This is a genomic window from Sphingopyxis sp. H050 (genome assembly GCF_001468265.1).
GTDB lineage: Bacteria > Pseudomonadota > Alphaproteobacteria > Sphingomonadales > Sphingomonadaceae > Sphingopyxis.
Genome location: NZ_LNRZ01000002.1, coordinates 404,485 through 424,575 on the forward strand (window position 1 = coordinate 404,485; position 20,091 = coordinate 424,575).

The 20,091-nt window shown below is 64.6% G+C and carries 18 protein-coding genes and 1 tRNA gene; 7 read left to right on the plus strand and 12 right to left on the minus strand.

Features of this window, described 5'->3' with window-relative positions; all coding sequences use genetic code 11:
• Positions 1 to 44: 44 nt before the first annotated feature.
• The 5 genes from ATE67_RS05055 to ATE67_RS05075 form a co-directional block, all read right to left on the minus strand.
• Positions 45 to 923: a PAS domain-containing protein gene (locus ATE67_RS05055; RefSeq protein WP_058815529.1), complete on the minus strand. Its 879-nt coding sequence runs from the start codon at positions 921 to 923 to the stop codon at positions 45 to 47.
• 90 nt (positions 924 to 1,013) lie between these two features.
• Positions 1,014 to 2,642, minus strand: coding sequence for a TadG family pilus assembly protein (locus tag ATE67_RS05060; RefSeq protein ID WP_058815530.1), 1,629 nt, complete (start codon positions 2,640 to 2,642; stop codon positions 1,014 to 1,016).
• 2 nt (positions 2,643 to 2,644) lie between these two features.
• On the minus strand, positions 2,645 to 3,067 hold the full coding sequence (locus ATE67_RS05065; RefSeq protein WP_231728053.1) for a TadE/TadG family type IV pilus assembly protein: 423 nt from the start codon (positions 3,065 to 3,067) through the stop codon (positions 2,645 to 2,647).
• 159 nt (positions 3,068 to 3,226) lie between these two features.
• Positions 3,227 to 4,111: a glutathione-dependent disulfide-bond oxidoreductase gene (yghU, locus tag ATE67_RS05070; RefSeq protein ID WP_058815532.1), complete on the minus strand. Its 885-nt coding sequence runs from the start codon at positions 4,109 to 4,111 to the stop codon at positions 3,227 to 3,229.
• Between the two features lie 74 nt (positions 4,112 to 4,185).
• The gene (locus tag ATE67_RS05075) at positions 4,186 to 5,364 is read right to left on the minus strand and encodes a CaiB/BaiF CoA transferase family protein (protein WP_058815533.1); all 1,179 of its coding nucleotides are present in this window, start codon (positions 5,362 to 5,364) and stop codon (positions 4,186 to 4,188) included.
• Between the two features lie 140 nt (positions 5,365 to 5,504).
• Here ATE67_RS05075 and ATE67_RS05080 point away from each other — a divergent pair, with 140 nt between their 5' ends.
• Entirely contained in the window at positions 5,505 to 8,741 is a 3,237-nt protein-coding gene (locus ATE67_RS05080) for an amidohydrolase family protein (RefSeq protein WP_058815534.1), read from the plus strand.
• A gap of 91 nt (positions 8,742 to 8,832) precedes the next feature.
• Positions 8,833 to 8,922: transfer RNA gene (locus ATE67_RS05085), tRNA-Ser, on the plus strand.
• A 65-nt stretch (positions 8,923 to 8,987) separates the two neighbouring features.
• On the opposite strand, the gene ATE67_RS05090 is transcribed toward ATE67_RS05085, so the two are convergent.
• Positions 8,988 to 9,611, minus strand: a complete 624-nt coding sequence (locus ATE67_RS05090; protein ID WP_058815535.1) for a Yip1 family protein — start codon at positions 9,609 to 9,611, stop codon at positions 8,988 to 8,990.
• Positions 9,612 to 9,797: 186 nt separating this feature from the next.
• On the opposite strand from ATE67_RS05090, the gene hspQ reads away from it, so the two are divergent.
• Positions 9,798 to 10,184 carry a heat shock protein HspQ gene (gene hspQ / locus ATE67_RS05095; RefSeq protein WP_058815536.1) on the plus strand — a complete coding sequence of 129 codons (387 nt, stop codon included), beginning with the start codon at positions 9,798 to 9,800 and terminating at the stop codon, positions 10,182 to 10,184.
• On the opposite strand, the gene ATE67_RS05100 is transcribed toward hspQ, so the two are convergent.
• Positions 10,181 to 11,053, minus strand: a complete 873-nt coding sequence (locus ATE67_RS05100; protein WP_058815537.1) for an ABC transporter permease — start codon at positions 11,051 to 11,053, stop codon at positions 10,181 to 10,183. The two genes, hspQ and ATE67_RS05100, sit on opposite strands and share 4 nt — an antisense overlap.
• A gap of 112 nt (positions 11,054 to 11,165) precedes the next feature.
• Here ATE67_RS05100 and ATE67_RS05105 point away from each other — a divergent pair, with 112 nt between their 5' ends.
• Both ATE67_RS05105 and ATE67_RS05110 read left to right on the plus strand, forming a co-directional pair.
• On the plus strand, positions 11,166 to 11,849 hold the full coding sequence (locus ATE67_RS05105; RefSeq protein ID WP_058815538.1) for a GcrA family cell cycle regulator: 684 nt from the start codon (positions 11,166 to 11,168) through the stop codon (positions 11,847 to 11,849).
• 10 nt (positions 11,850 to 11,859) lie between these two features.
• Positions 11,860 to 12,255, plus strand: a complete 396-nt coding sequence (locus ATE67_RS05110) for a PaaI family thioesterase (RefSeq protein WP_058815853.1) — start codon at positions 11,860 to 11,862, stop codon at positions 12,253 to 12,255.
• Positions 12,256 to 12,310: 55 nt separating this feature from the next.
• Here the strand turns inward: ATE67_RS05110 and ATE67_RS05115 are convergent, their stop codons facing one another.
• Positions 12,311 to 13,144 (minus strand): outer membrane protein, encoded by an 834-nt coding sequence (locus ATE67_RS05115; RefSeq protein ID WP_058815539.1) that lies wholly within the window; start codon positions 13,142 to 13,144, stop codon positions 12,311 to 12,313.
• A gap of 158 nt (positions 13,145 to 13,302) precedes the next feature.
• On the opposite strand from ATE67_RS05115, the gene parE reads away from it, so the two are divergent.
• Entirely contained in the window at positions 13,303 to 15,282 is a 1,980-nt protein-coding gene (gene parE, locus ATE67_RS05120) for a DNA topoisomerase IV subunit B (RefSeq protein WP_058815540.1), read from the plus strand.
• A gap of 205 nt (positions 15,283 to 15,487) precedes the next feature.
• Positions 15,488 to 16,606 carry a serine hydrolase gene (locus ATE67_RS05125; RefSeq protein WP_231728054.1) on the plus strand — a complete coding sequence of 373 codons (1,119 nt, stop codon included), beginning with the start codon at positions 15,488 to 15,490 and terminating at the stop codon, positions 16,604 to 16,606.
• Positions 16,607 to 16,610: 4 nt separating this feature from the next.
• Here the strand turns inward: ATE67_RS05125 and ATE67_RS05130 are convergent, their stop codons facing one another.
• Genes ATE67_RS05130 through leuB form a run of 4 tightly spaced genes read right to left on the minus strand, consistent with a single transcriptional unit; the run spans position 16,611 to position 20,074 of the window.
• Positions 16,611 to 17,402, minus strand: coding sequence for a LysR substrate-binding domain-containing protein (locus tag ATE67_RS05130; RefSeq protein WP_058815542.1), 792 nt, complete (start codon positions 17,400 to 17,402; stop codon positions 16,611 to 16,613).
• Positions 17,399 to 17,800, minus strand: coding sequence for a Co2+/Mg2+ efflux protein ApaG (gene apaG, locus ATE67_RS05135; protein ID WP_082660230.1), 402 nt, complete (start codon positions 17,798 to 17,800; stop codon positions 17,399 to 17,401). The genes ATE67_RS05130 and apaG overlap by 4 nt, the downstream gene beginning before the upstream one ends.
• 17 nt (positions 17,801 to 17,817) lie before the next feature.
• Complete coding sequence (locus ATE67_RS05140) at positions 17,818 to 19,023, minus strand: trans-sulfuration enzyme family protein (RefSeq protein WP_058815544.1); 1,206 nt, start codon at positions 19,021 to 19,023, stop codon at positions 17,818 to 17,820.
• A gap of 4 nt (positions 19,024 to 19,027) precedes the next feature.
• Positions 19,028 to 20,074, minus strand: a complete 1,047-nt coding sequence (gene leuB / locus ATE67_RS05145) for a 3-isopropylmalate dehydrogenase (RefSeq protein ID WP_058815545.1) — start codon at positions 20,072 to 20,074, stop codon at positions 19,028 to 19,030.
• Positions 20,075 to 20,091: the final 17 nt, after the last annotated feature.

The window sequence follows — 20,091 nt, forward strand, 5'->3', positions numbered from 1 at the left end:
GACGGGTCCATGCGGGGAGAGGCGCGAGCGGTGCGGCGAAAAGGCTAGGCGCGGGTCAGGACGATGACCGCGCCGTCGCTGGCATAGGCGCTGCGGCGCTCCGCGATCGACAGCATCACAGGAATGGCGGCGCCTTCGCGGGTTACCAGCATCGACGCGATGCGCGCCGGTTCGCCGGAGCGGAACACCTCCTCCAAGGCTTCGGCAAAGCCCTGACGGTATGCGACCGCAAGCAGCGCGGAAAAGCGAACCCTTCGGATCGCTGCGGCATCGACCCCGACCATTGCCGTCAGCGCGTCATTGGCATCCTCGATGGCTTCGCGCACCGAAATGCAAGCCCGCCCCACGCTGCCTTGCGCCTCGATCGCGACCGCAAGCGCGCGATGGATGTCGTTGCTCGCCATGCCTTCCATCACCGAGCTGATATCGCGCAACATGATCGCGCCGCCGACCGGCAACGGCACCAGGTCGACGCGCGTCCAATGCCGCGGCCGAAGCAGACCCGGGACCTCGCCCGAAAAGCGTTCGCGATAATCGATCATCCGGTTGATGTGGCTGAGCAGGACGCTCCCGCGTAGGCCGGGAATCGTATCGGCGAGAGGCTTTCCAGAAACATCGGCGGCCGCACATTCGATCATATCGCTCGCTGCCGGATTGAGCGTCGCGATCCGCAAGGCCCGATCGACGATGATCACGCCGTCGCGTGTCGCCTCGAACACGCTGGGGAGCGAGGCTTGCACTTGATCCTGCCCGCAGCCGCCGCCGTCCAGCCGCCGATAGTCGTCGAGCGAGATCAGCACATGTGCGTCCCTGCCATGATGCGTTACGACAACGGGCTTGCGCGCCGCCTGCAAGCGCCAGCTTGCGAAGCCCCTGATGAATTCCGCCGCCGACACGCGCTGCGGCTCCTGCGCACTTGCCACCCCTGCCTCCTCTATTGCCTCTCCTCCCTTATTTGCAGGCCGCGGCAAGCGGTGGCCGGAATGTCGATCCGTTCCGGCATCGATCCGGCGTCAGACCAGCTTGGCCTTGCCGCAGCGCAGGGCATTTACGCGGGCGTCGGCCTCGCCGATATGGACGCCGAGCGTGCCGGTGATGCTCTGGAGCAGCCCGTCGAGCACCGGGGCCGCAGCGCTGACGGTCGCGCCGACGAGAGACGACAGCGAATTCGCGTTGATTCCGCGGCCGAGGACATTGACCTTGAGGTCGATCCGGTCGGCGAGCGATTTGGCGGCGCCCGCTACCAGTCCGGTGCTCTCGACCGTCCTGACCCTGCCCGCATCGATGTCGGCGCGGGAGAAGGGGGCGGGCTTTTCATTGAGATCGGACAGAACCAGCTCTGCCTTGCCCTCGACATTGGCGAGGGGCAGCTTGAGGAGCTTGGCCGGCCCGGGATCGACCTTTCGCTGCATGTCCTGGAAATCGCCGTTGCCGACCTTGCCGATTGCGAGCGTGGCGGGAGAGGTCGTGACGCCCAGCGCCACCGCGGTGCTGCCAATATTCGCGCAATCGATGTCGGTGATGCGCGCCGCCGCCGAACCAAGTTCGGCGAACACCGGGATTTCGACGGTGGCGAGCGGCGTCGCGACCTTGGCGTCCAGCTTGATCCGGACCTGCGCGGTGCGGACGACCACCTGATTGTTGTCGGTGATCGCGATCAGCGGCGAATGCGCCGGCGACTCACCGATCAGGAGTGCAACGTTGACGGCCGTTCCGCCGGGCAATCCCGCAGCGACCGACAGATCGACCTGTCGGTTCGCGTTGGCAAGCAGAAGCATCGAACGCACGAGGCTGAGGGCATTGACGTTCACCGGATTGGCCTCATCGACGCGAATGCCTGACGAACGCGGGCCGAGATCGATTGCGCGCGATGGGAACAGCCCGGTCGGAACGGCGCTTGCCGCCAATTTGCCGATCGCGCGCGCGGCGTCGCCGTCGCTGGACTTTGCCAGCGCCGACAGGACTTGCGGCAGCGTCGCCCGCGCATCGAGCGTCTGGCCAAAGGTCAGCACGTCGGCATCGAGTTCGGCGCGGAGCGCATCGGAGAAGGCGAGCAGGTCGATGTCGGCGTTCGCGAGCGCATTATAATCCATGACCGACAGATTGACCTGACTTCCGGTCAGCGCCGACAGCACCGCGTTGGGAACGCCGCCGTGCACCGCCGCCACGCGCGAGCCCAGCGAAAAGGCGGCATAGCCACGCCGCGCTCCGGTCGCCGACGCGCCGATGACGCTTTCATCGCGCCCGGTCAGGAAGCTGCCGAAATAGAGCGGGCGGTCGCGCGTCAGGCGGATACGAACGGCGTTGGGCGACGCACCACCGGGGGTGAAGCGCTGTTCGGCCTGGATGCCTGGATCGGGCGTGTAGGTGCCGGGCGTCAGCGCAGCAATGCGGATACCGCAATCGCAGTTCGCGGCGATGATCCGTTCGGCCGCGGCGCGTTCTCCACCCGGACGCGCTGCTGCCGCGAGCGCTGCGGCATCGGCGATACCCTGAAGCTTGCGGCGGTCGAGATAATGCGAGCCGAGATCGACCGCAAGCGCGGCCGAGCCAATGAGCATGGTCAAGGCGGCGGCCGAGGCGATGCTGATGCTCGCGCGGCAGTCGCGCCGGAGGGTCCGAAAGAAACGGGTCAGTTTCATGATCAATCCACCGGCAGTTCGAAAGTCGCACGCGCGCGGATGATATTGCCGGGCGACGGGACGAACGACGATCGGAGGAAGCTGACTTCCGGAACGGTGTAGGCGACCGCAACGGTCACAGCTTCGCTGGTTTCCGACACCGCAACCGCGCGCGTCGCGGGCGAAAAGCCGTCGATGCTCGCCATGCTGCGGTCGACTGCACGCGCAGCGATAGCGCGCCGCTCGGCGGGGTCGAGCCCGACGATCGCCGCGCGTGCGCCGTCGTTCGCCGACTGTTGTACCGCATGCGCCAGCATGAAATATTGGCCATAGACCAATATGCCCATGGCGAGCGCGAGGAAGAGCGGCAGCACGAGCGCCATCTCGACGATGGCGGCGGCGCGCTCGTTGCGGCAGAGCCGCGCAAGAAAAATGGAACCCTTCATGCGTCGCACCATGGCGCGGCGGCGATGAAGGTGACGTCGCAGTCTCGCGACAATGAATTTACATAATTTGCGAACGGGAAAGTGCGGCAAAACGTCGAAAAAGCGAAGTCGTCACCGCCGCGTTAATCGCGCGGCGACGACCCGATGGCGAAAATGCGATTATTCGGCAGGCTCTTCGGCCGCGAGCTTGTCCTGCGTGCGCAGGTCGAAATCCGACGCGTCGTGACGCTCGTGAAGCTGACTCGCGGGATCGCCCATTACGCGATTGACCATCCGGCCGCGTTTTACTGCGGGGCGCTCGGCGATCTGATCGGTCCAGCGGATGACATTCTTATACTCCTGGACCTGCAAAAACTCGCCGGCGTCATAAACGAGCCCTTTGACCAGCGCGCCGTACCAGGGCCAGATCGCCATGTCGGCGATCGTATAGTCGGTGCCCGCGATATATTCGCTCTCGGCCAGGCGCCGGTCGAGCACGTCGAGCTGGCGCTTCACTTCCATCGCGTAGCGGTTGATCGGATATTCCTGCTTCGTCGGTGCATAGGCATAGAAATGGCCGAAACCGCCACCGAGGAACGGCGCGCTGCCCATCTGCCACGTCAGCCACGACAGCGTCTCCGCGCGCTTCGCGGTCTCGGTGGGCAAGAAGGCGCCGAACTTTTCGGCAAGATGGATCAGGATCGCGCCCGATTCGAACACGCGGATCGGCTCGGGGCCGCTGCGGTCGACGAGGACCGGGATCTTGCTGTTCGGATTGGCGGCGACATAGCCGCTCGAAAACTGGTCGCCGTCGCCGATCTTGATGAGCCAGGCGTCATATTCTGCGCCGTTATGCCCCGCCGCGAGCAGCTCCTCGAGCAGCACGGTGACCTTCACGCCATTGGGGGTGCCGAGCGAATAGAGCTGGAGCGGATGCTTGCCGACCGGTAGCTCCTTGTCATGCGTCGGGCCAGCGATCGGGCGGTTGATGTTCGCAAAGCGCCCGCCGCTCTCCTTGTCCCAGGTCCAGATTTTGGGCGGCACATATTCGGTCTGGTCGGTCATGGGCGACTCCTGCGCTAGATTTTGTACTGACCGGTATTTAATCACCTGGCGCGACGCCGTCCAGCAGTCGCCGCTCAAATAATCCTTTGGGCGCGCAAAGCCGAAATCGCGTCGGCGCTGTAACCAATTTCGGCGAGGATCGCAGCGCTATGTTCGCCCAGCTGCGGTGCCTGCGCCGCAATTCGTTTCGCGCTGGCGGACAGGGTAATGGGTGCTCGGATGAGGGGGATGTCTTGGCCCGCGCCGGGGTAGGTGACCGGCTCGACCAGACCCATGGCCGCGACTTGGGGCTGATCCAGCGCCTCGCTCGATCGCAGCACCGGCGCTGCGGGCACGCGGGCAGCGCCGAGTTCGGCGATGGCGTCGGCGCTGGTGCGGTCGATGCACCATTGCTGCATGATGACGCTGAGCTCCTCGCCATTGTCGCCGCGCAATATGTCGCTGGCGTAGCGCGGATCATCGACCAATCCGGGTCGGCCCACCAGCTCCGCCCAGCGCGCGAAAATGCCACCGCCGACGATCTGCGTGACGATCCAGCCATCGCGGGTGCGGAAAATATCGGTGGGGCCGGAGCTAAAGCTGCGGTTGCCGATTGGCTGGCGTTCGATACCGTTCAGCGCGTAATCGATCGTGAGCGAGTTCGTCATCGCAAGCGCGGTGCCCAGCAGCGATCCCGAGACGCATTGCCCGTTGCCCGTCGTCTCGCGCTCGCGCAGCGCGACCATGACGCCGAACGCCGTGTGCAGCGCGGTCCCGAAGTCGACGAAATTGACCTGTGCGCGATAAGGCTGGTCGGGCGTGCCGGTCAGATGCACCGATCCCGACATCGCCTGACCGACTGCATCGAAACCAACATTCTTCGCCAGCGGCCCCTCGCTGCCGAAGGCCGACGCGGTCGCCAGAATGATGCGCGGATTGATCGCCGACAGGCTGTCATAGTCGAGGCCGAGCTTAACGAGCGCCTCGTGCGGCAGGTTGGCGACGACGACATCGGCGGTTTCGACGAGCCGTCGCACGATCTCGCGGCCTTCGGGACTGCCCGGTTTCAATGTCAGGCAGCGCTTGCCCCGGTTCATCTGCATGAACATCGCGCCTGAACCGTCATCTGCGACGGGTACGGTGTAGCGATCGTCGTTGCCCCCGGGCGCCTCGATGCGAATGACGTCGGCGCCATAATCGCCGAGCAGCGCCGCGCAATAGGGGCCGGCGATATAGCGGCCGAAATCGAGCACCCTTATTCCCGTCAACGGCACATCCGTCCTCCCCCGATCATTATCTGTACGCGGCGCTAGCAGCCGCCTGTCGACCGTGCCAGTCCTTCGTCGAAACCTGTCCTTGCATGTTCGCCCCTGCGCCATATGGTCGGCGGATAATTTCAACAGGGGATAATTTCATGGCGCGCTTCGCTTTCGCCCTCGCGGCGATTTTGGCCTGTTCGACCTCGGTCTGGGCGCAAACCGCGCCGCCCGCCGCCGACACAAAGCCCGAGAAATGGGACGTGAACGCGCCGCCCGGCATGACGACGCACAAGGTGCCGATCGCGGTCGACGAGGGCAGCTGGATGAACGTCGACGTCGCGCCCGACGGCCGCACAATCGCCTTCGACCTGCTCGGCGACATCTACACCATGCTGATCGAGGGCGGCCCGCCGACGCGCATCGCCGAGGGTCTCGCCTATGAGCATCAGCCGCGCTTCTCGCCCGACGGCAAGCGCATCGCCTTCGTCTCCGATCGCGGCGGCGGCGACAATATCTGGCTGATGAACCGCGACGGCAGCGACAAGCGCCAGCTCAGCAAGGAAGAATTCCGCCTGCTCAACCAGCCGAGCTGGAGCCCCGATGGCCAGTTCATCGTCGCCAAGAAGCATTTCACCACCGGGCGCTCGCTGGGTACTGGCGAGGTCTGGATGTATCACGTCTCGGGCGGTGCGGGCGTACCACTCGTGAAGAAGCCGAATGAGCGGCATCAGAAGGAACTTGGCGAGCCGACCTTCGCGCCCGACGGCAAGGGCGTCTATTACACCCGCAACGTCACCGCGGGGCCGATCTTCGAATATGCGCAGGACAGCAACGGCGACTTGTTCCACATCGAACGCTACGACCTGAACGATGGCGATGTCACGACTGTCGCTGCGGGCGCGGGCGGCGCGGTGCGCCCATCGCCCTCGCCCGACGGCAGAAAGCTCGCTTATGTCCGCCGCGAGGCGGGCGGGTCGAAACTCTATGTGAAAGATCTGGCGTCGGGCGCCGAAAAGAAGGTGTATGACGCGCTCGACCAGGACGTACAGGAAACCTGGGCGGTCACCGGCGTCTATCCGAACATGAGCTGGACTCCCGATAGCAAGGATGTCGTCTTCTGGGCCGGCGGCAAGCTCCGCCGCGTCGGAGCTGCGGGCGGCGACGCGCGCGTCATTCCGTTCAGCGTGAGCGACGACCGCGTCATCATCGACGCGACCCACCCGACGGTCGAGGTCGCGCCCGACCGGTTCGAAACGAAGATGCCACGCTGGGCCGAGGTGTCGCCCGACGGCCGCACCATCGTCTTCGAAACATTGGGCAAGCTCTGGACCAAACCGGCCGCCGGCGGCGCGGTGCGACGGCTGACGGCGGCGAAGGACGATGCGTTCGAACTCTGGCCGAGCTGGTCGCGCGACGGCAAGTCGATCGTGTTCGTGCGCTGGACCGACGCGGGGCTGGGCGAGATCCATGTTATCGGCGCGGGCGGCGGATCGTCGCGGAAGGTGACCGCCGCGCCCGGTCATTATGCCGAACCCCGCTTCTCGCCCGACGGCAGGATCATCGCCTTCGAGCGCCGCGCAGGCGGCGGACTGCGGTCCGAGCGTTTTGGCGACAATCCGGGCATCTATCGCATCGCCGCGACCGGCGGGACGGCGGAGCGCGTCAGCGACAATGGCGCCAAGCCGCAATTCGGCGCCGCGAACGACCGGATTTTCATGGTGGCGGCGTCGGACGGCAAGAACCAGCTGATCAGCACCGATCTCAGCGGGCAGGACAAGCGCGTCCACGCGAGCGGCGATCTGGTGAGCGACTATGAGGTATCGCCCGACGGCCGCACCCTCGCCTTCCGCCAGAATTACGACGCTTATGTCACCCCGCTGATGCCGGGCGGGCAGGATGTGTCGCTGTCGACCTCCGGCGGCGCGATGCCGGTGACGCGGGTCAGTGGCAGCGGAGCCGACTTCATCCATTGGTCCGACGGCGGCAAGCGCCTCCACTGGACGCGCGGCCCGTCGCTGTTCAGCGCCGATCTCGGCAGCTTTTTCGCCAATGCTCCCGCAGGCGACGACAAGCCCGCCAAGTTCAGCCCGCCCACGTCAGGGATTTCCCTGGCGATGACGCAGGCGGCCTCGAAGCATAAGGGCACCGTCGTCATCACCGGCGCGAAGATCGTCACGATGGCGGGCGCCGACGGCGGGGTGATCGAAAATGGCGCCATCCTCATCGAGGGTGACCGTATTGCCGCAGTGGGTCCGGCGGGCGCGATCACCGTTCCCGCAGGCGCCGTGACAGTCGATGCCGCGGGCAAGACGATCGTTCCCGGCTTTGTCGATGCCCACGCGCACGGCCCGCATGGCGACGACGAACTGGTGCCGCAGCAGAACTGGTCGGAAATCGCAAATCTCGCCATGGGGACGACGACGAGCCACAACCCCTCTTCGCGCGCGTCCGAAATCTTCGTTTCGTCAGAGATGCAGCGCGCCGGCCTGATCCTCGCCCCGCGCATCTTCTCGACCGGCGAGATCATCTATGGTGCCAAGGCCGCGGGCATTTACGCCGAGATCAACAGCTATGAGGATGCCGTCGCCCACGTCCGCCGCCTCAAGGTACAGGGCGCGCATAGCGTCAAAAACTATAACCAGCCGCGGCGCGAGCAGCGCCAGATGGTTGTGAAGGCGGCGCAAGCCGAAGGCATGGAGGTCGTGCCCGAAGGCGGCTCGCTCTACACGATGGATGTCACCCTGATCCAGGACGGCAATTCGACCGTCGAGCACAACATCCCGCTCCACACCTTCTACAAGGATCTGGTGCAGCTTTGGGGTCAGACCAAGACCGACTACACCCCGACGCTCGTCGTCACCTATGGCGGCCCCGCGGGCGACCCCTATTGGCGCGCGCATACCAACGTCTGGGAGCAGCCGATCCTCTCGCGCCACGCGCCTCCGACGGAACTGGCGGCGAACAACAAGCGCCGCGTGATTGCGCCCGAGGGCGATTATGTCGACGATGATTCGGCGCGCGAGGCAAAGAAAATTGCCGACGCGGGCCGCATGGTCTCCATCGGCGCGCACGGCCAGCAGGCCGGCCTCGGCGCGCATTGGGAAATCTGGTCGTTCGTGCGCGGCGGGTGGAGTAATATCGACGCGCTGCGCGCCGCCACGATCATGCCCGCCACCTCGCTGGGCTATGCAAAGGATGTCGGCTCGCTCGAGCCGGGCAAGCTCGCCGATATGCTGATTCTCGATGCCGATCCGACGCAGGACATCCGCAATACCGAGAAGATCCACCGCGTGATGCTGGGCGGGCGGCTGTACGATCCGCTGACGATGAACGAGGTCGATACCGGCAATCGCAAGCGCCAGCCCTATTGGTGGGAAGCCGACAAACCCTGATCGCCGATCAATCCCGGCGGCGGATTGCGATTTTGTGACGAGAGGGTTGCAAGTGTCGCGAGCCGCCGCTAGGGGCGTCCACTCTCAGCGAGGAGAGTTGGCTGAGTGGTCGAAAGCGTCGCACTCGAAATGCGAAGTGCCGGCAACGGTACCGAGGGTTCGAATCCCTCACTCTCCTCCATTTTTCTCTGATTTCGACCCCTATGTCACCGCCCCGGCGCCCGGCCGAGGCGGTGGGCAACGTCGTTATCTGATGGTGACGAGCGACGGCGCCGCAAGCGCGCCGATGACTGCCCCGACGATCAGGAACAGCACGATATACACGACCACGACGACGACCGTGTAGACGAGCGCCTTGTCCTGCGGGACTTTCATCAGCACCGGCAGGCCGAGGTAAAGAAGATACAGCCCATAAAGCGCGAACAGAAGGCCGATGACGGCCAAGGCCGGCAGAATGCCGAAGATGCCGCCGACCCAGCCTGCGGTCGCTGAATAGGCCGCGACCTTGAGCGCCTGCACCTGATTTTTTTCGCCACCGAAGTTCGGAGCGATGCCGTCGATCACCAGCGCCAGAATGAAAATCGTCGCTAGCGACAGGCCGTAAGACACAATCGCCGACACGAGCGCGCCCGCTAGCGGCGGATGATAGGTCACGCCGAATACTGTTATTCCGAACACCTGGCCGCCGATGAGGCTGGCCAGCGGGCCGATCGCGGCCAGCAGCACGACATAGGGAATGTAGATCGACTGCGTCGTCGCGGGTTCGGCCGCAATGACCGGCCAGGTTTCCTTTGGTTTCAGCAGGATATTCTTCGCGCGCTCGACAATCCCCGAGGCCGGGCCGGCAAGGTTGGGTGGTACGTCGGTCATGGAATGCGTCTCCCCTTGGTCAAAGACGGCCCGCAACCCGATCCGGTCGCGCGGTGGCCCAAGGAGCAAGCTAGCCCGATAGGCCAACGCATCTGTAACCTTCATCACAGTCCGGATTCGGCCTGCCGCGGTCGGGTGCCAATGTAACGGACTTGAAACAGGCGTAAATAGCCATAGATTGACGATATGACGTCAAAAGCCTCTTCAGATTTCCAGGATTCGGTCCCGCCGCACGGTCACGCACCGCTGATCGAACGCGCGCGTTTCGCGCCGGGCGATATCGTCAAGCACCGCATGTTCGACTTTCGCGGCGTGGTGTTCGACGTCGATCCCGTCTTCGCGAACAGCGACGAATGGTATGAAGCCATTCCCGAGGAAATCCGCCCGGCCAAGGAACAGCCCTATTATCACCTGCTGGCCGAGAACGACGATTCGTCGTATATCGCCTATGTCAGCCAGCAGAATCTGGTCAGCGATGCAGAGCATGGTCCTGTCGACCATCCGCAGATCGATGCGATGTTCGACGGGCTGGTGAAGGGCCGCTACCGCGTCCGCTCAATTCACAGGCATTAAGCCTTCAGCTTCCATCCCGAAACGAGCAGGCGATAGGTGATCGCACCCAGCACCGCGTTCACCGCGATCAGGAACAGCGCGGCAGTCATCACCGGGTTTGCGATCGTCGCGTCAACCGTGCCGATAAAGCCATAACGAAAGCCCATGATCGCGTAATAGACTGGGTTCGCGTGCGCGACTGTCTGAAACCAGGGCGCGAGACGGTCGATCGAATAGAAAGTGCCCGAAAGCAGCGCCAGCGGCGTGACGACGAAATTGGTCACCGCGGCGGCGTGGTCGAACTTCTCGGCCCAGACCGAGGTGATGAGGCCGAGGAAGCCCATCATCATCGCGCCGAGGACGCCAAACAAGGCCACCGCCCACAGATGGTCGGGACCGACATGGACGCCGGGCCAGAGCAGCATCGCGAGCCAGAGCGCAAAGCCCACAAGGATGGCGCGTGTTACCGCCGCGCCGATCAGCGCCATGATCAGCTCGCCGACGCCGAGCGGCGGCATCAGATAGTCGACAATCGTCCCCTGGATTTTGCCGACGAGCAGCGAGAAGCTGGAATTGGCAAAGCTGTTCTGCAGCATCGCCATCATGATCAGCCCTGGCGCGATGAAGTCTGCAAAGGGCACGCCAATGACGGTCCGGCCCGCTCCGCCGAGCGCGACGGTGAAAATGACGAGAAAAAGGAGGGTGGTGATCGCCGGGGCCCAGATAGTTTGGAGCTGGACCTTGAAAAAGCGCCGCACCTCCTTGACATATAGGGCCTGCAGGCCCGGCACGTTCAGTGCCCGGATGTGCGGGACGCCCGGTTCGGCGAATGCCGGCGCCGCGGCGCTATTTGCCGAGTCGGGGCGCGAAATTTGGGGCTGGTCGTTCATGGCGTTCTCGCCTATCGCCTCCCCGATCTTACCGCAAGCTGGGCAGTGACGGTGCCGGTCCTTTCGGGATCGCCGAAGCCGCCCGCTGCGTGAATGATGAGGAATATAGAAGATGTCATGGACCGACGAGCGCATCGAAAGCCTGCGCAACATGTGGGAAAAGGGCCTGACCGCCAGTCAGATCGCTGACGAGCTCGGCGGGGTCAGCCGCAACGCCGTGATCGGCAAGGCGCACCGCCTAGGCCTGAAATCGCGTCCCTCGCCCGTCAAGGCGACCGAGAAAGTGGCGAAGCCCGCCAAGGCGCCCGCTGCGCCGAAACCGGTGACGCCGGCCCCTGCGCCGCGCGCCGCCACGCCCATCCAGCCGCGCCCGGCTCCGGCCGCGCCGAAGCCGGACCAGCGGCCCGCAGCCAACGCTCCGGACGAAGACGGCGTGCAGGCCGCTCCGAAGCCCGACGCGCCGCGCATCGTTTCGATCGGCCCCGGCGGCTTCATCCGTCAGGGGCCCGGCGACCAGCAGGCGCCGATTCCGCCCGCGCCGCCGCGCCGCCTGGTGCCCGCGAAGCCGAGCCCCGAGATTGCCGACAAGACTAGCCTGCTCGATCTCAACGACCGCATCTGCCGCTGGCCGATGGGGCATCCGGGCGAGCCGGATTTCCATTTCTGCGGCGAGCAGGTGAACCCCGGATTCCCCTATTGCGTTGAGCATTGCGGCCGTGCCTATCAGGCGCAGCTGCCCCGCGGCACGCGCCGGCCGCCCCCGCCCCCGCCGTTCGGTGGTCCCCGGGTTCGTTAAGACGCGCGCGTTGAGGGCTTTCGCGCAGGACTTCCCCTTTGCCCAAGCGCTCGGCCTGCAGATGGTCGAGCGCGGCGACGGCCGCTGCGTGATGGCGATCGATATCGAAAGGGCGCAACATTTCAGCCCGCAAGGCGCCGCGCATGGCGGCGTCGCCTACTCGCTGGCGGATTCGGCGATGGGCGGCGCGCTTACCAGCCTGCTGCCCGAGGATCTTTGGTGCGCGACGCTCGAGATCAAGTTCAATTACCACGCGCGCGTGGTTGAGGGGCGGCTGACCTGCGAGGCGACCGTCGTGCATCGGGGCAAGCGGATCGCCAATATCGACGCGCGTCTCTATCAGCACGATCGTCTGGTCAGCAGTGCGAACGGCAATTTCGCTATCTTCCCTGCCCCCGCTGCATAGGCGAAAGGCGCCGGGTCTTGCGACCCGACGCCCTCCTTTTCGCTCCCGAGAGAGGTCAGAAGCGAAAGCTGACCGTTCCGCGGATGCTGTGCGTGCGAAAGTTCGGATCGCTGCGCTTGATGTCCGTTCCCCCGCCGTTGAGCAGGAACGGATTGGTCGGCGCCGCCGTGCCGGGGCCGACGTTGACCGTGTAGTCATTGTCCTTGACGTCGGTGTAGAGATATTCGAGCCCGATCCCGATGTTGTTCGTCACCATCAGTTCGGCGCCGCCGCCGGCAGCATAGCCCCAAGCGTTTGTACGGCCGTTGTCGGCGAAGCTGTTTGCGGTGTTGGTCGTCGTGAACCGGTTGTCCAGCTTTGCATAGGCGCCGCCGCCGGTCACATAGAAGAGCGCGCCGCCGCCGGGCGTGTAACCGAGGCGCAGACGGGCACTAGCTTGGTAATCGGCCTCGCGGCTCATCGTGTAGCTGGCCGGCGTGGTTGAAAAACCGCTGACGCTGTCGCGGGCTTCGCTACGGCCACCCTCGATGAGGGCGCCGACGACAAAATTGCCCATCCGCTTGTCAAAACCGAGGCGGCCGAAATATTCCGGACCATCCTTGTCGTTGCGGCAGCTAAGGTTGGCGGTGCTGGTTGCGGCGCCGTTACAAAAGCCGGGTGAGAAGGCGTTGGCGCCTGCCGCCGTATTGACGGTGTCGCCATAGGTGCCGTCGCGGTTGGTGTCGAAGAGCAAAGTCGATCCTCGGTCATTGCCTTGGATCGTACCGCCGGCGCCGATGCTGATGTACGGACCGTCGAAGTCGCCGGAGGTATCGCGATTATCCTGCGCGATGGCAGGCGCGGCCAGCAAGGAAGCCGCCGAAGCGGCGAGGAGAGCTGCGAATTTCATTATGTTTCTCCACTTTTTGAATGACTTTACAGTCAACGCCGAAACACCCGGATTTCTTCCAGGTTCCTTCGCGTGGCTAAAACAGGACGAGTGGAGTGGGGCGCCGGACCCCAAAACCGCGCTTGCCAGCGGCCTTTCCGGCCCCGTATAGCCTGATCATGAGTCACGATTTGTTCGAGGGCAGCCAGCCCGCAGCCGACAGCTATAACGCCTCGCAGATCGAGGTGCTGGAGGGCCTCGAACCCGTCCGCCGTCGCCCAGGGATGTACATCGGCGGCACCGACGAACGCGCGCTGCACCATCTGGCGGCCGAAGTCATCGACAACAGCATGGACGAAGCGGTCGCCGGCCATGCGACGCGCATCGAAATCACCCTCGACGTCGGCAATCGCTTGACCGTCGTCGACAATGGCCGCGGCATGCCGGTCGATCCGCACCCGAAATTCCCCGGAAAATCGGCGCTCGAAGTTATCATGACGATGCTCCACTCGGGCGGCAAGTTCGAGGGCAAGGCCTATGCCACCTCCGGTGGCTTGCACGGTGTCGGCGTCAGCGTAGTCAACGCGCTGTCGATTGAAACCGTTATCGAAGTTGCGCGCTCCAAGCAGCTGTATCGCCAAACTTTTTCTCAGGGCGCGCCGCAAGGCCCGCTCGAGGAGCTGGGTCCCACGCCGAACCGCCGTGGCACCAGCGTCTCCTTCATTCCCGACGCTGCGATCTTCGGGGAGCACGGGCGGTTCAAGCCGCAGCGCCTCTATCGCATGGCGCGATCCAAGGCCTATTTGTTTGCCGGCGTCGAGATCCGCTGGAAATGCGCGCCCGAACTGATCGGCGACGATACCCCCGCCGAAGCGGTGTTCCAGTTTCCCGGCGGCCTTGCCGATCACCTGAAGGAACAGATCGGCAGCCGAGAATGCGCGACCGCCGAGCCCTTCGTCGGACGACAGGATTTTCCGGGCGATCAGGGGCGGGCTGAATGGGCGATCGCCTGGCCGCTGTGGTCGGACGGCAACTATAGCTGGTATTGCAACACCATCCCCACCCCCGCGGGCGGCACGCACGAGGCCGGGCTGCGCTCGGCGCTCACCAAGGGTCTGCGCGCGTTCGGTGAACTGATCGGGCAGAAGAAGGCCGCGCAAATCACCGCCGAGGATGTGTTCAACTGCGGCGAGATGATGTTGTCGGTGTTCATCCGCGATCCGCAGTTCCAGAGTCAGACCAAGGACCGGCTATCGAGCCCCGAAGCGACCCGCCTTACCGAAAATGCGGTGCGCGATCATTTCGACCATTTCCTGTCGGACAATATGGACCGCGGCCGCGCGCTGCTTGGCCTGATCCTCGAGCGCATGGACGAGCGCCTGAAGCGCAAGGCCGAGCGTGAGGTGAAGCGCAAAACCGCGACCAGCGGCCGCAAGCTGCGGCTACCAGGAAAGCTGACAGACTGCGCGAATGATGGCCCAGAAGGCACTGAATTATTTATCGTTGAGGGCGACAGCGCCGGGGGCAGCGCCAAGCAGGCGCGCGACCGGAAGACGCAGGCGATCCTGCCGATCCGCGGTAAAATCCTGAATGTGGCGAGTGCCAGCGCCGACAAGATCCGCGCCAACCAGGAGATCGCCGATCTGGCGCTCGCGCTGGGGTGCGGAATGCGCAAGGATTGCGACGCCGACCGGCTGCGCTACGAAAAGATCGTCATCATGACCGACGCCGATGTTGACGGCGCTCACATTGCCACGCTTTTGATGACATTCTTCTTTCAGGAGATGCCCGACATCGTCCGCGAGGGTCATGTTTACCTGGCACAGCCTCCGCTTTACCGGCTAACCGCCGGCGCGACCTCGGCCTATGCCCGCGACGATGCGCATCGCGCCGAGCTCGAGGCAACGGTCTTCAAGAGCAAGCGTGTCGAGGTGGGCCGGTTCAAGGGGCTCGGTGAGATGAACCCGAACCAGCTCAAGGAAACGACCATGGACCCGCAAACCCGCAGTTTGCTTCGGGTTACGCTGCCGCAGGAATATGAGGAGCGGCATCAGGTCAAGGATCTGGTCGACCGGCTGATGGGCAAGCACCCCGAGCATCGCTTCCAGTTCATCCAGGCGAATGCCGCGACGCTCGATGAAGCGGCGATCGACGCCTGAGGAGGCGGAGATGCGTGGGACATGGCAGGCTGCAGTAGCGGCGGGATGGCTGGCCCTAGCGGCGCCCCTCGCCGTTTCAGCGCAGACCCCTGAAATCCCTGCGACCGCCACGAGCGCTTTCGACGAACGCGCCGCTCAATTGCCCGATGTTATCAATGGCAACATTGCTTTCACGGACTATTTTGCGCCCTCTTTTCAAACTGCGTTGCCCGAAGCCCAGTTCAAGGCGACGAGTGAGGGTCTGCTCGCGCGATATGGGCGGGCGCTGGCCGTCGCGAGGGCCTTATCGCCCAACGGCCAGTCGGGAACGCTCCAGCTTCGCTTCGAGAAAGGCGTCGCGACGGTGCTGCTCGATGCGGGAAAGGCCCCGGATACCCGCGTCACCGGATTGCGGTTCACGGGCTTCACGATGGCAGACGACAGCCTTGCGCAGGTTGCGGCCGAGTTGGCCGCCCTGCCCGGCCAGACAGGCTTTCTGGTCGCCGAAATCGACGAACGGGCCGTCAAGCCTATCGCCGGGGCCAATGCCGACCGCCAATTCGCGGTCGGCTCCACGTTCAAGCTCTATATTCTGGACGAGTTGGCGGCGCAGATCGCCGCGGGAAAGCGCCGCTGGGCCGATGTCGTGCCGCTCTCGCACCTCAGCTTTTCGTCGGTGGCCACCGCGAACTGGCCGAAGGACACACCCGTCACGCTGCAAACCCTCGCAAACTGGATGATTTCGGTCAGCGACAATGGCGCGGCCGATACACTGCTTCACCTGCTTGGTCGCGACGCGATCGAAGCGCGGATGCGCGCCGCGGGGCACGCCGATCCGTCGCGCAACATCCCCTTCCTCTCAACCGTCGAGGCATTCGCCCTCAAGGGCAATAATTTCGCCGATTTGCGCGAGGCTTTCATCAAGGGTGACGATCGCGACCAGCGCAGGCTGATCGACCGGAACCGCGAACGGCTGATTCTGGCCAATGTTGACGGCGTCAGCTTTGTGCAGGGACCGCGGTTTGTGGACGATCTGGAGTGGTTTTCGTCGCCGAACGACATCGCCCGCCTGATGATCGACCTTCGCGCGCGCGGATCGGAACCGATGATGACCGCGCTTGCAATCAACAATGGCGTGGGGCCGGTCGCCGCCGAACCGTGGCGCTATCTTGGTTATAAAGGCGGCTCGGAAAATGGCGTCATCTCGATGAGCCTGCTCGGACAGCGCAAATCGGACAGCAAATGGATGGTCGTGACCGCGAGCTGGAACAACCCGGCGGCCAATGTTGACAGCAATCACTTTGCTTCGTTGGTGACGCGACTGCTCGATCTGGCGGCCAAATAGGCGATCAGGCCGTCAGCGCCGCGACGAGCGCCTTCACCTTCGCCTGCCGCCACTGCGGCGTGGGCGCAACGAGCCAATAGCCGCGCTTCACGGCGAAGGCTTCACGCACCAGCCGCACGCGGCCTGAGGCGATATCGGCCTCGGCGAGCATCGCGGGGACATTCGCCTGTCCCAGTCCGTTCGCGGCCGCATCGATGGCCAGACCGGCATCGCCGAGCCGCAATGCCGGCTCGCCCTCATCGACCGGGCAGCCGGGCCAGGCAATGAGCGTATCGCTCTCGCTCCCCGGCCCCGCGACGGTGACCATCGTCGCCTCGGCCAGCGGCACGCCCTCATGCTCCCCTGCCCCGTCGGTCCAGAAAATCGCCAGGTCCAGATTCGCCTCGGTAAAATCGATGCCGCCGTCAGCCGATACCAGTGTGAAACGCACGTCGGGCGCCTGCTGGCTGTAACGCGCGAGCCGCGGAGCGAGCCATTTGGCGGTCAGATCGCGCGGCGCGGCGATGGTCAGCGACTGCGACGACTGCCCCGCCTGCATCGCCCGCACCGACTCCTCGAACTGCAGGAAACCCTGGCGCAGCGCATCGAGGCCGGCATTGGCCTCTCCGGTCAACTCCAGCCCCTTCGGCGTGCGGCGGAAGAGAACGACGCCGAGCATATCCTCGAGCGCGCGAATCTGTTGCCCGACCGCCGCAGGCGTGACCGCGAGTTCGTCGGCGGCGCGCGTAAAGCTCAGATGCCGGGCAGCGGCATCGAAGACGCGAAGCGCGTTGAGGGGCAGGTGCGTGCGCTTCATGACGCGGTCGCAGGCGCCACGAGCGGGAAATGCGGGATGGCGACGAGGATCTGCGATCCGTCGCCGAGCTCCATCGTATAGCTACCGACCATCGACCCCTCGGGGGTCGGCAGCGGGCAACCCGAAACATAGTCGAAAGCGCCGCCCGGCGGGATCAGCGGTTGTTCACCGACGACACCTTCGCCCTCGACCTCGCTCACCTGTCCGCGGCCGTCGCTGATCCGCCAATGACGGGTCAGCAGTTGCGCGGTGGCCTCGCCGTGATTTTCGACGCGGACATGATAGGCCCAGAACCAGCGGCCGAGCGCCGGATGCGACTGTTCGGGCAGGTAGCTGACCGACACCCGCACGGTGATCGCCCCCGTGGTGGCCGAAAAAGGAAAGAAGGAGTCGATCATCACGCCCATAGCGTCGCCTAAAGCCCGACCTTGGTCAATGCCTGGTCCAGATCGGCGATCACGTCGCGCGGATCTTCCAGCCCGATGTTGATGCGCAGCATCCCCTCGACCACGCCCATATCGGCACGGGCTTCGGCGCTAACGCCATAGTGGGTGGTCGATGCGGGATGGCAGCACAGGCTGACCGCATCGCCGATATTGTTGCTGATATCGACGAGTTCGAGCGCGTTGAGCATTGCCATCGCCTGCGCGCGGTCTTCGAGAATGAAGGAGAAGATCGGGCCGCACGCCTCCATCTGGCTCATCGCCAGATTATGCTGCGGATGGCTCGAAAGGCCGGGGTGCAGGATTTTCGGCACCCGGCTTTCGACGAATTTCCCGACGGCGAGCGCATTTTCCGACTGGCGTCGCGCGCGCAGGTCGAGCGTCTCGAGACCCTTCAGCACCACCCACGCATTGAACGGCGACAGGTTCGGCCCGGTGTTGCGCTGGAACGGCAACAGCACGTCGTCGATAAACGTCGCAGTCCCGCAGACAGCTCCAGCCAGTACGCGGCCCTGGCCGTCCATCAGCTTTGTCGCCGAATACGCCACCACGTCGGCCCCGAAATCGAGCGGCCGTTGAAGCGCGCTGGTCGCGAAAGCATTGTCGACGACCGTCGTGATGCCATGCGCCCTAGCAAGCTCGCACACGAATTTCAGGTCGACGATGTCCATCGTCGGGTTCGCAGGCGTTTCGAAGAAGAAGACTTTGGTGTTTGACTTGATTGCCTTTTCCCAGGCATCATTGTCGCGGCCGTCGACGACAGTGGTCTCGATAGCGAAGCGCGGACATAGGCTGTCGATCAGCCAGCGGCACGAGCCGAACGCCGCCTTGGCCGCGACGATATGGTCGCCCGCCGACAGCTGACACAGCAAAGCGGTGGTCATCGCCGCCATGCCGGTCGCCTGCGCGCGGCACGCCTCGGCGCCCTCCATCAGCGCGATGCGCTCCTCGAGCATCGCGACAGTTGGATTCTGCAAGCGCGAATAGGTCATGCCGGGAGCCTCCCCGGCAAAGCGCGCCGCAACTTCCTCGGCGCTGTCGTAGGTGTAGCCCGAGGTGAGGAACAGCGCCTCCGACGTCTCGCCATGCTCGCTGCGCCAAGTGCCGCCGCGCACCGCCTGGGTCGCGGGATGCCAGTTCTTCGTCTTGCTGCGATCGAAACCGGTGGTCTTCTTCATCGCCTTATCCGTTCAAAGCCGCCACGACCGCGTCACCCAGGGCCGTCGTGCTCATGTTTCCGCCAAGATCGGCGCCGCGGCAACCGTCGGCGAGTATTTTCGCCACCGCGGCCTCGATCCGCGCCGCGCTCGTCTCGTCGCCGCCCGAATGGCGGAGCAGCATGGCGAGCGACAGGATCATCGCCAGCGGGTTGGCGACGCCCCTGCCGGCGATGTCGGGCGCGCTGCCATGGATCGGCTCATACAGCCCCTGCATGCCTTCGCTCAAGGATGCCGATGCGAGCAATCCGATCGACCCAACGCACATCGATGCCTGGTCGGACAGGATGTCCCCGAACAGATTTCCCGTCACGACGACGTCGAACTGGCCCGGATTGCGCACCAGCTGCATCGCGGCATTGTCCACATACATGTGGTTGAGCGCGACGTCGGGATAATCCTTCGCAACTTCGATCACCACATCGCGCCAGAGCTGCGAGGTTTCGAGCACATTCGCCTTGTCGACCGAACACAGCCGCTTCTGACGGCCCTGCGCCGCCTTGAACGCGACATGGGCGATACGGCGCACTTCGCTCTCGCTGTACGACATGACGTCATAGCCTTCGCGTTCGCCGCTGGCGGTCGTGCGCGTGCCCTTCTCGCCGAAATAGACGTCACCGTTGAGCTCACGGACGATCAGCAGGTCGATCGCCGAGGCGACTTCGGGCCGGAGCGCCGAGCTGTCTTCGAGACCCGCGAACAGCTTGGCGGGGCGGAGATTGGCGAACAGCCCGAGTTCCGACCGCAAGCCGAGGATTGCCTGTTCGGGGCGAAGATGGCGTTCGACAGCATCGAAGCGCGGGTCCCCGACCGCGCCAAAGAGGATGGCGTCGGCTGCCTTCGCCTTGGCGAGCGTTTCGGGAGGCAGCGGATGGCCCGTGGTCTCATAGGCGACCCCGCCGACCAGCGCGCGGTCAAGCGTCACCGGCAGTGCGAGCGCCGCGAGGACCTTTTCGGCCTCCGCCATGATCTCCGGACCGATACCGTCGCCGGCCAACAGCAGGATTTTCAACGCCTATGCCTTTCCCG

What these genes read in the sequence shown, in the direction of transcription:
- ATE67_RS05060 (WP_058815530.1), bottom strand. Translation starts at nt 2,642, where the DNA reads ATGAAACTGACCCGTTTCTTTCGGACCCTCCGGCGCGACTGCCGCGCG.
- ATE67_RS05065 (WP_231728053.1), bottom strand. Translation starts at nt 3,067, where the DNA reads ATGAAGGGTTCCATTTTTCTTGCGCGGCTCTGCCGCAACGAGCGCGCC.
- yghU (WP_058815532.1), bottom strand. Translation starts at nt 4,111, where the DNA reads ATGACCGACCAGACCGAATATGTGCCGCCCAAAATCTGGACCTGGGAC.
- ATE67_RS05080 (WP_058815534.1), top strand. Translation starts at nt 5,505, where the DNA reads ATGGCGCGCTTCGCTTTCGCCCTCGCGGCGATTTTGGCCTGTTCGACC.
- ATE67_RS05090 (WP_058815535.1), bottom strand. Translation starts at nt 9,611, where the DNA reads ATGACCGACGTACCACCCAACCTTGCCGGCCCGGCCTCGGGGATTGTC.
- hspQ (WP_058815536.1), top strand. Translation starts at nt 9,798, where the DNA reads ATGACGTCAAAAGCCTCTTCAGATTTCCAGGATTCGGTCCCGCCGCAC.
- ATE67_RS05100 (WP_058815537.1), bottom strand. Translation starts at nt 11,053, where the DNA reads ATGAACGACCAGCCCCAAATTTCGCGCCCCGACTCGGCAAATAGCGCC.
- ATE67_RS05105 (WP_058815538.1), top strand. Translation starts at nt 11,166, where the DNA reads ATGTCATGGACCGACGAGCGCATCGAAAGCCTGCGCAACATGTGGGAA.
- ATE67_RS05115 (WP_058815539.1), bottom strand. Translation starts at nt 13,144, where the DNA reads ATGAAATTCGCAGCTCTCCTCGCCGCTTCGGCGGCTTCCTTGCTGGCC.
- parE (WP_058815540.1), top strand. Translation starts at nt 13,303, where the DNA reads ATGAGTCACGATTTGTTCGAGGGCAGCCAGCCCGCAGCCGACAGCTAT.
- ATE67_RS05130 (WP_058815542.1), bottom strand. Translation starts at nt 17,402, where the DNA reads ATGAAGCGCACGCACCTGCCCCTCAACGCGCTTCGCGTCTTCGATGCC.
- apaG (WP_082660230.1), bottom strand. Translation starts at nt 17,800, where the DNA reads ATGATCGACTCCTTCTTTCCTTTTTCGGCCACCACGGGGGCGATCACC.
- ATE67_RS05140 (WP_058815544.1), bottom strand. Translation starts at nt 19,023, where the DNA reads ATGAAGAAGACCACCGGTTTCGATCGCAGCAAGACGAAGAACTGGCAT.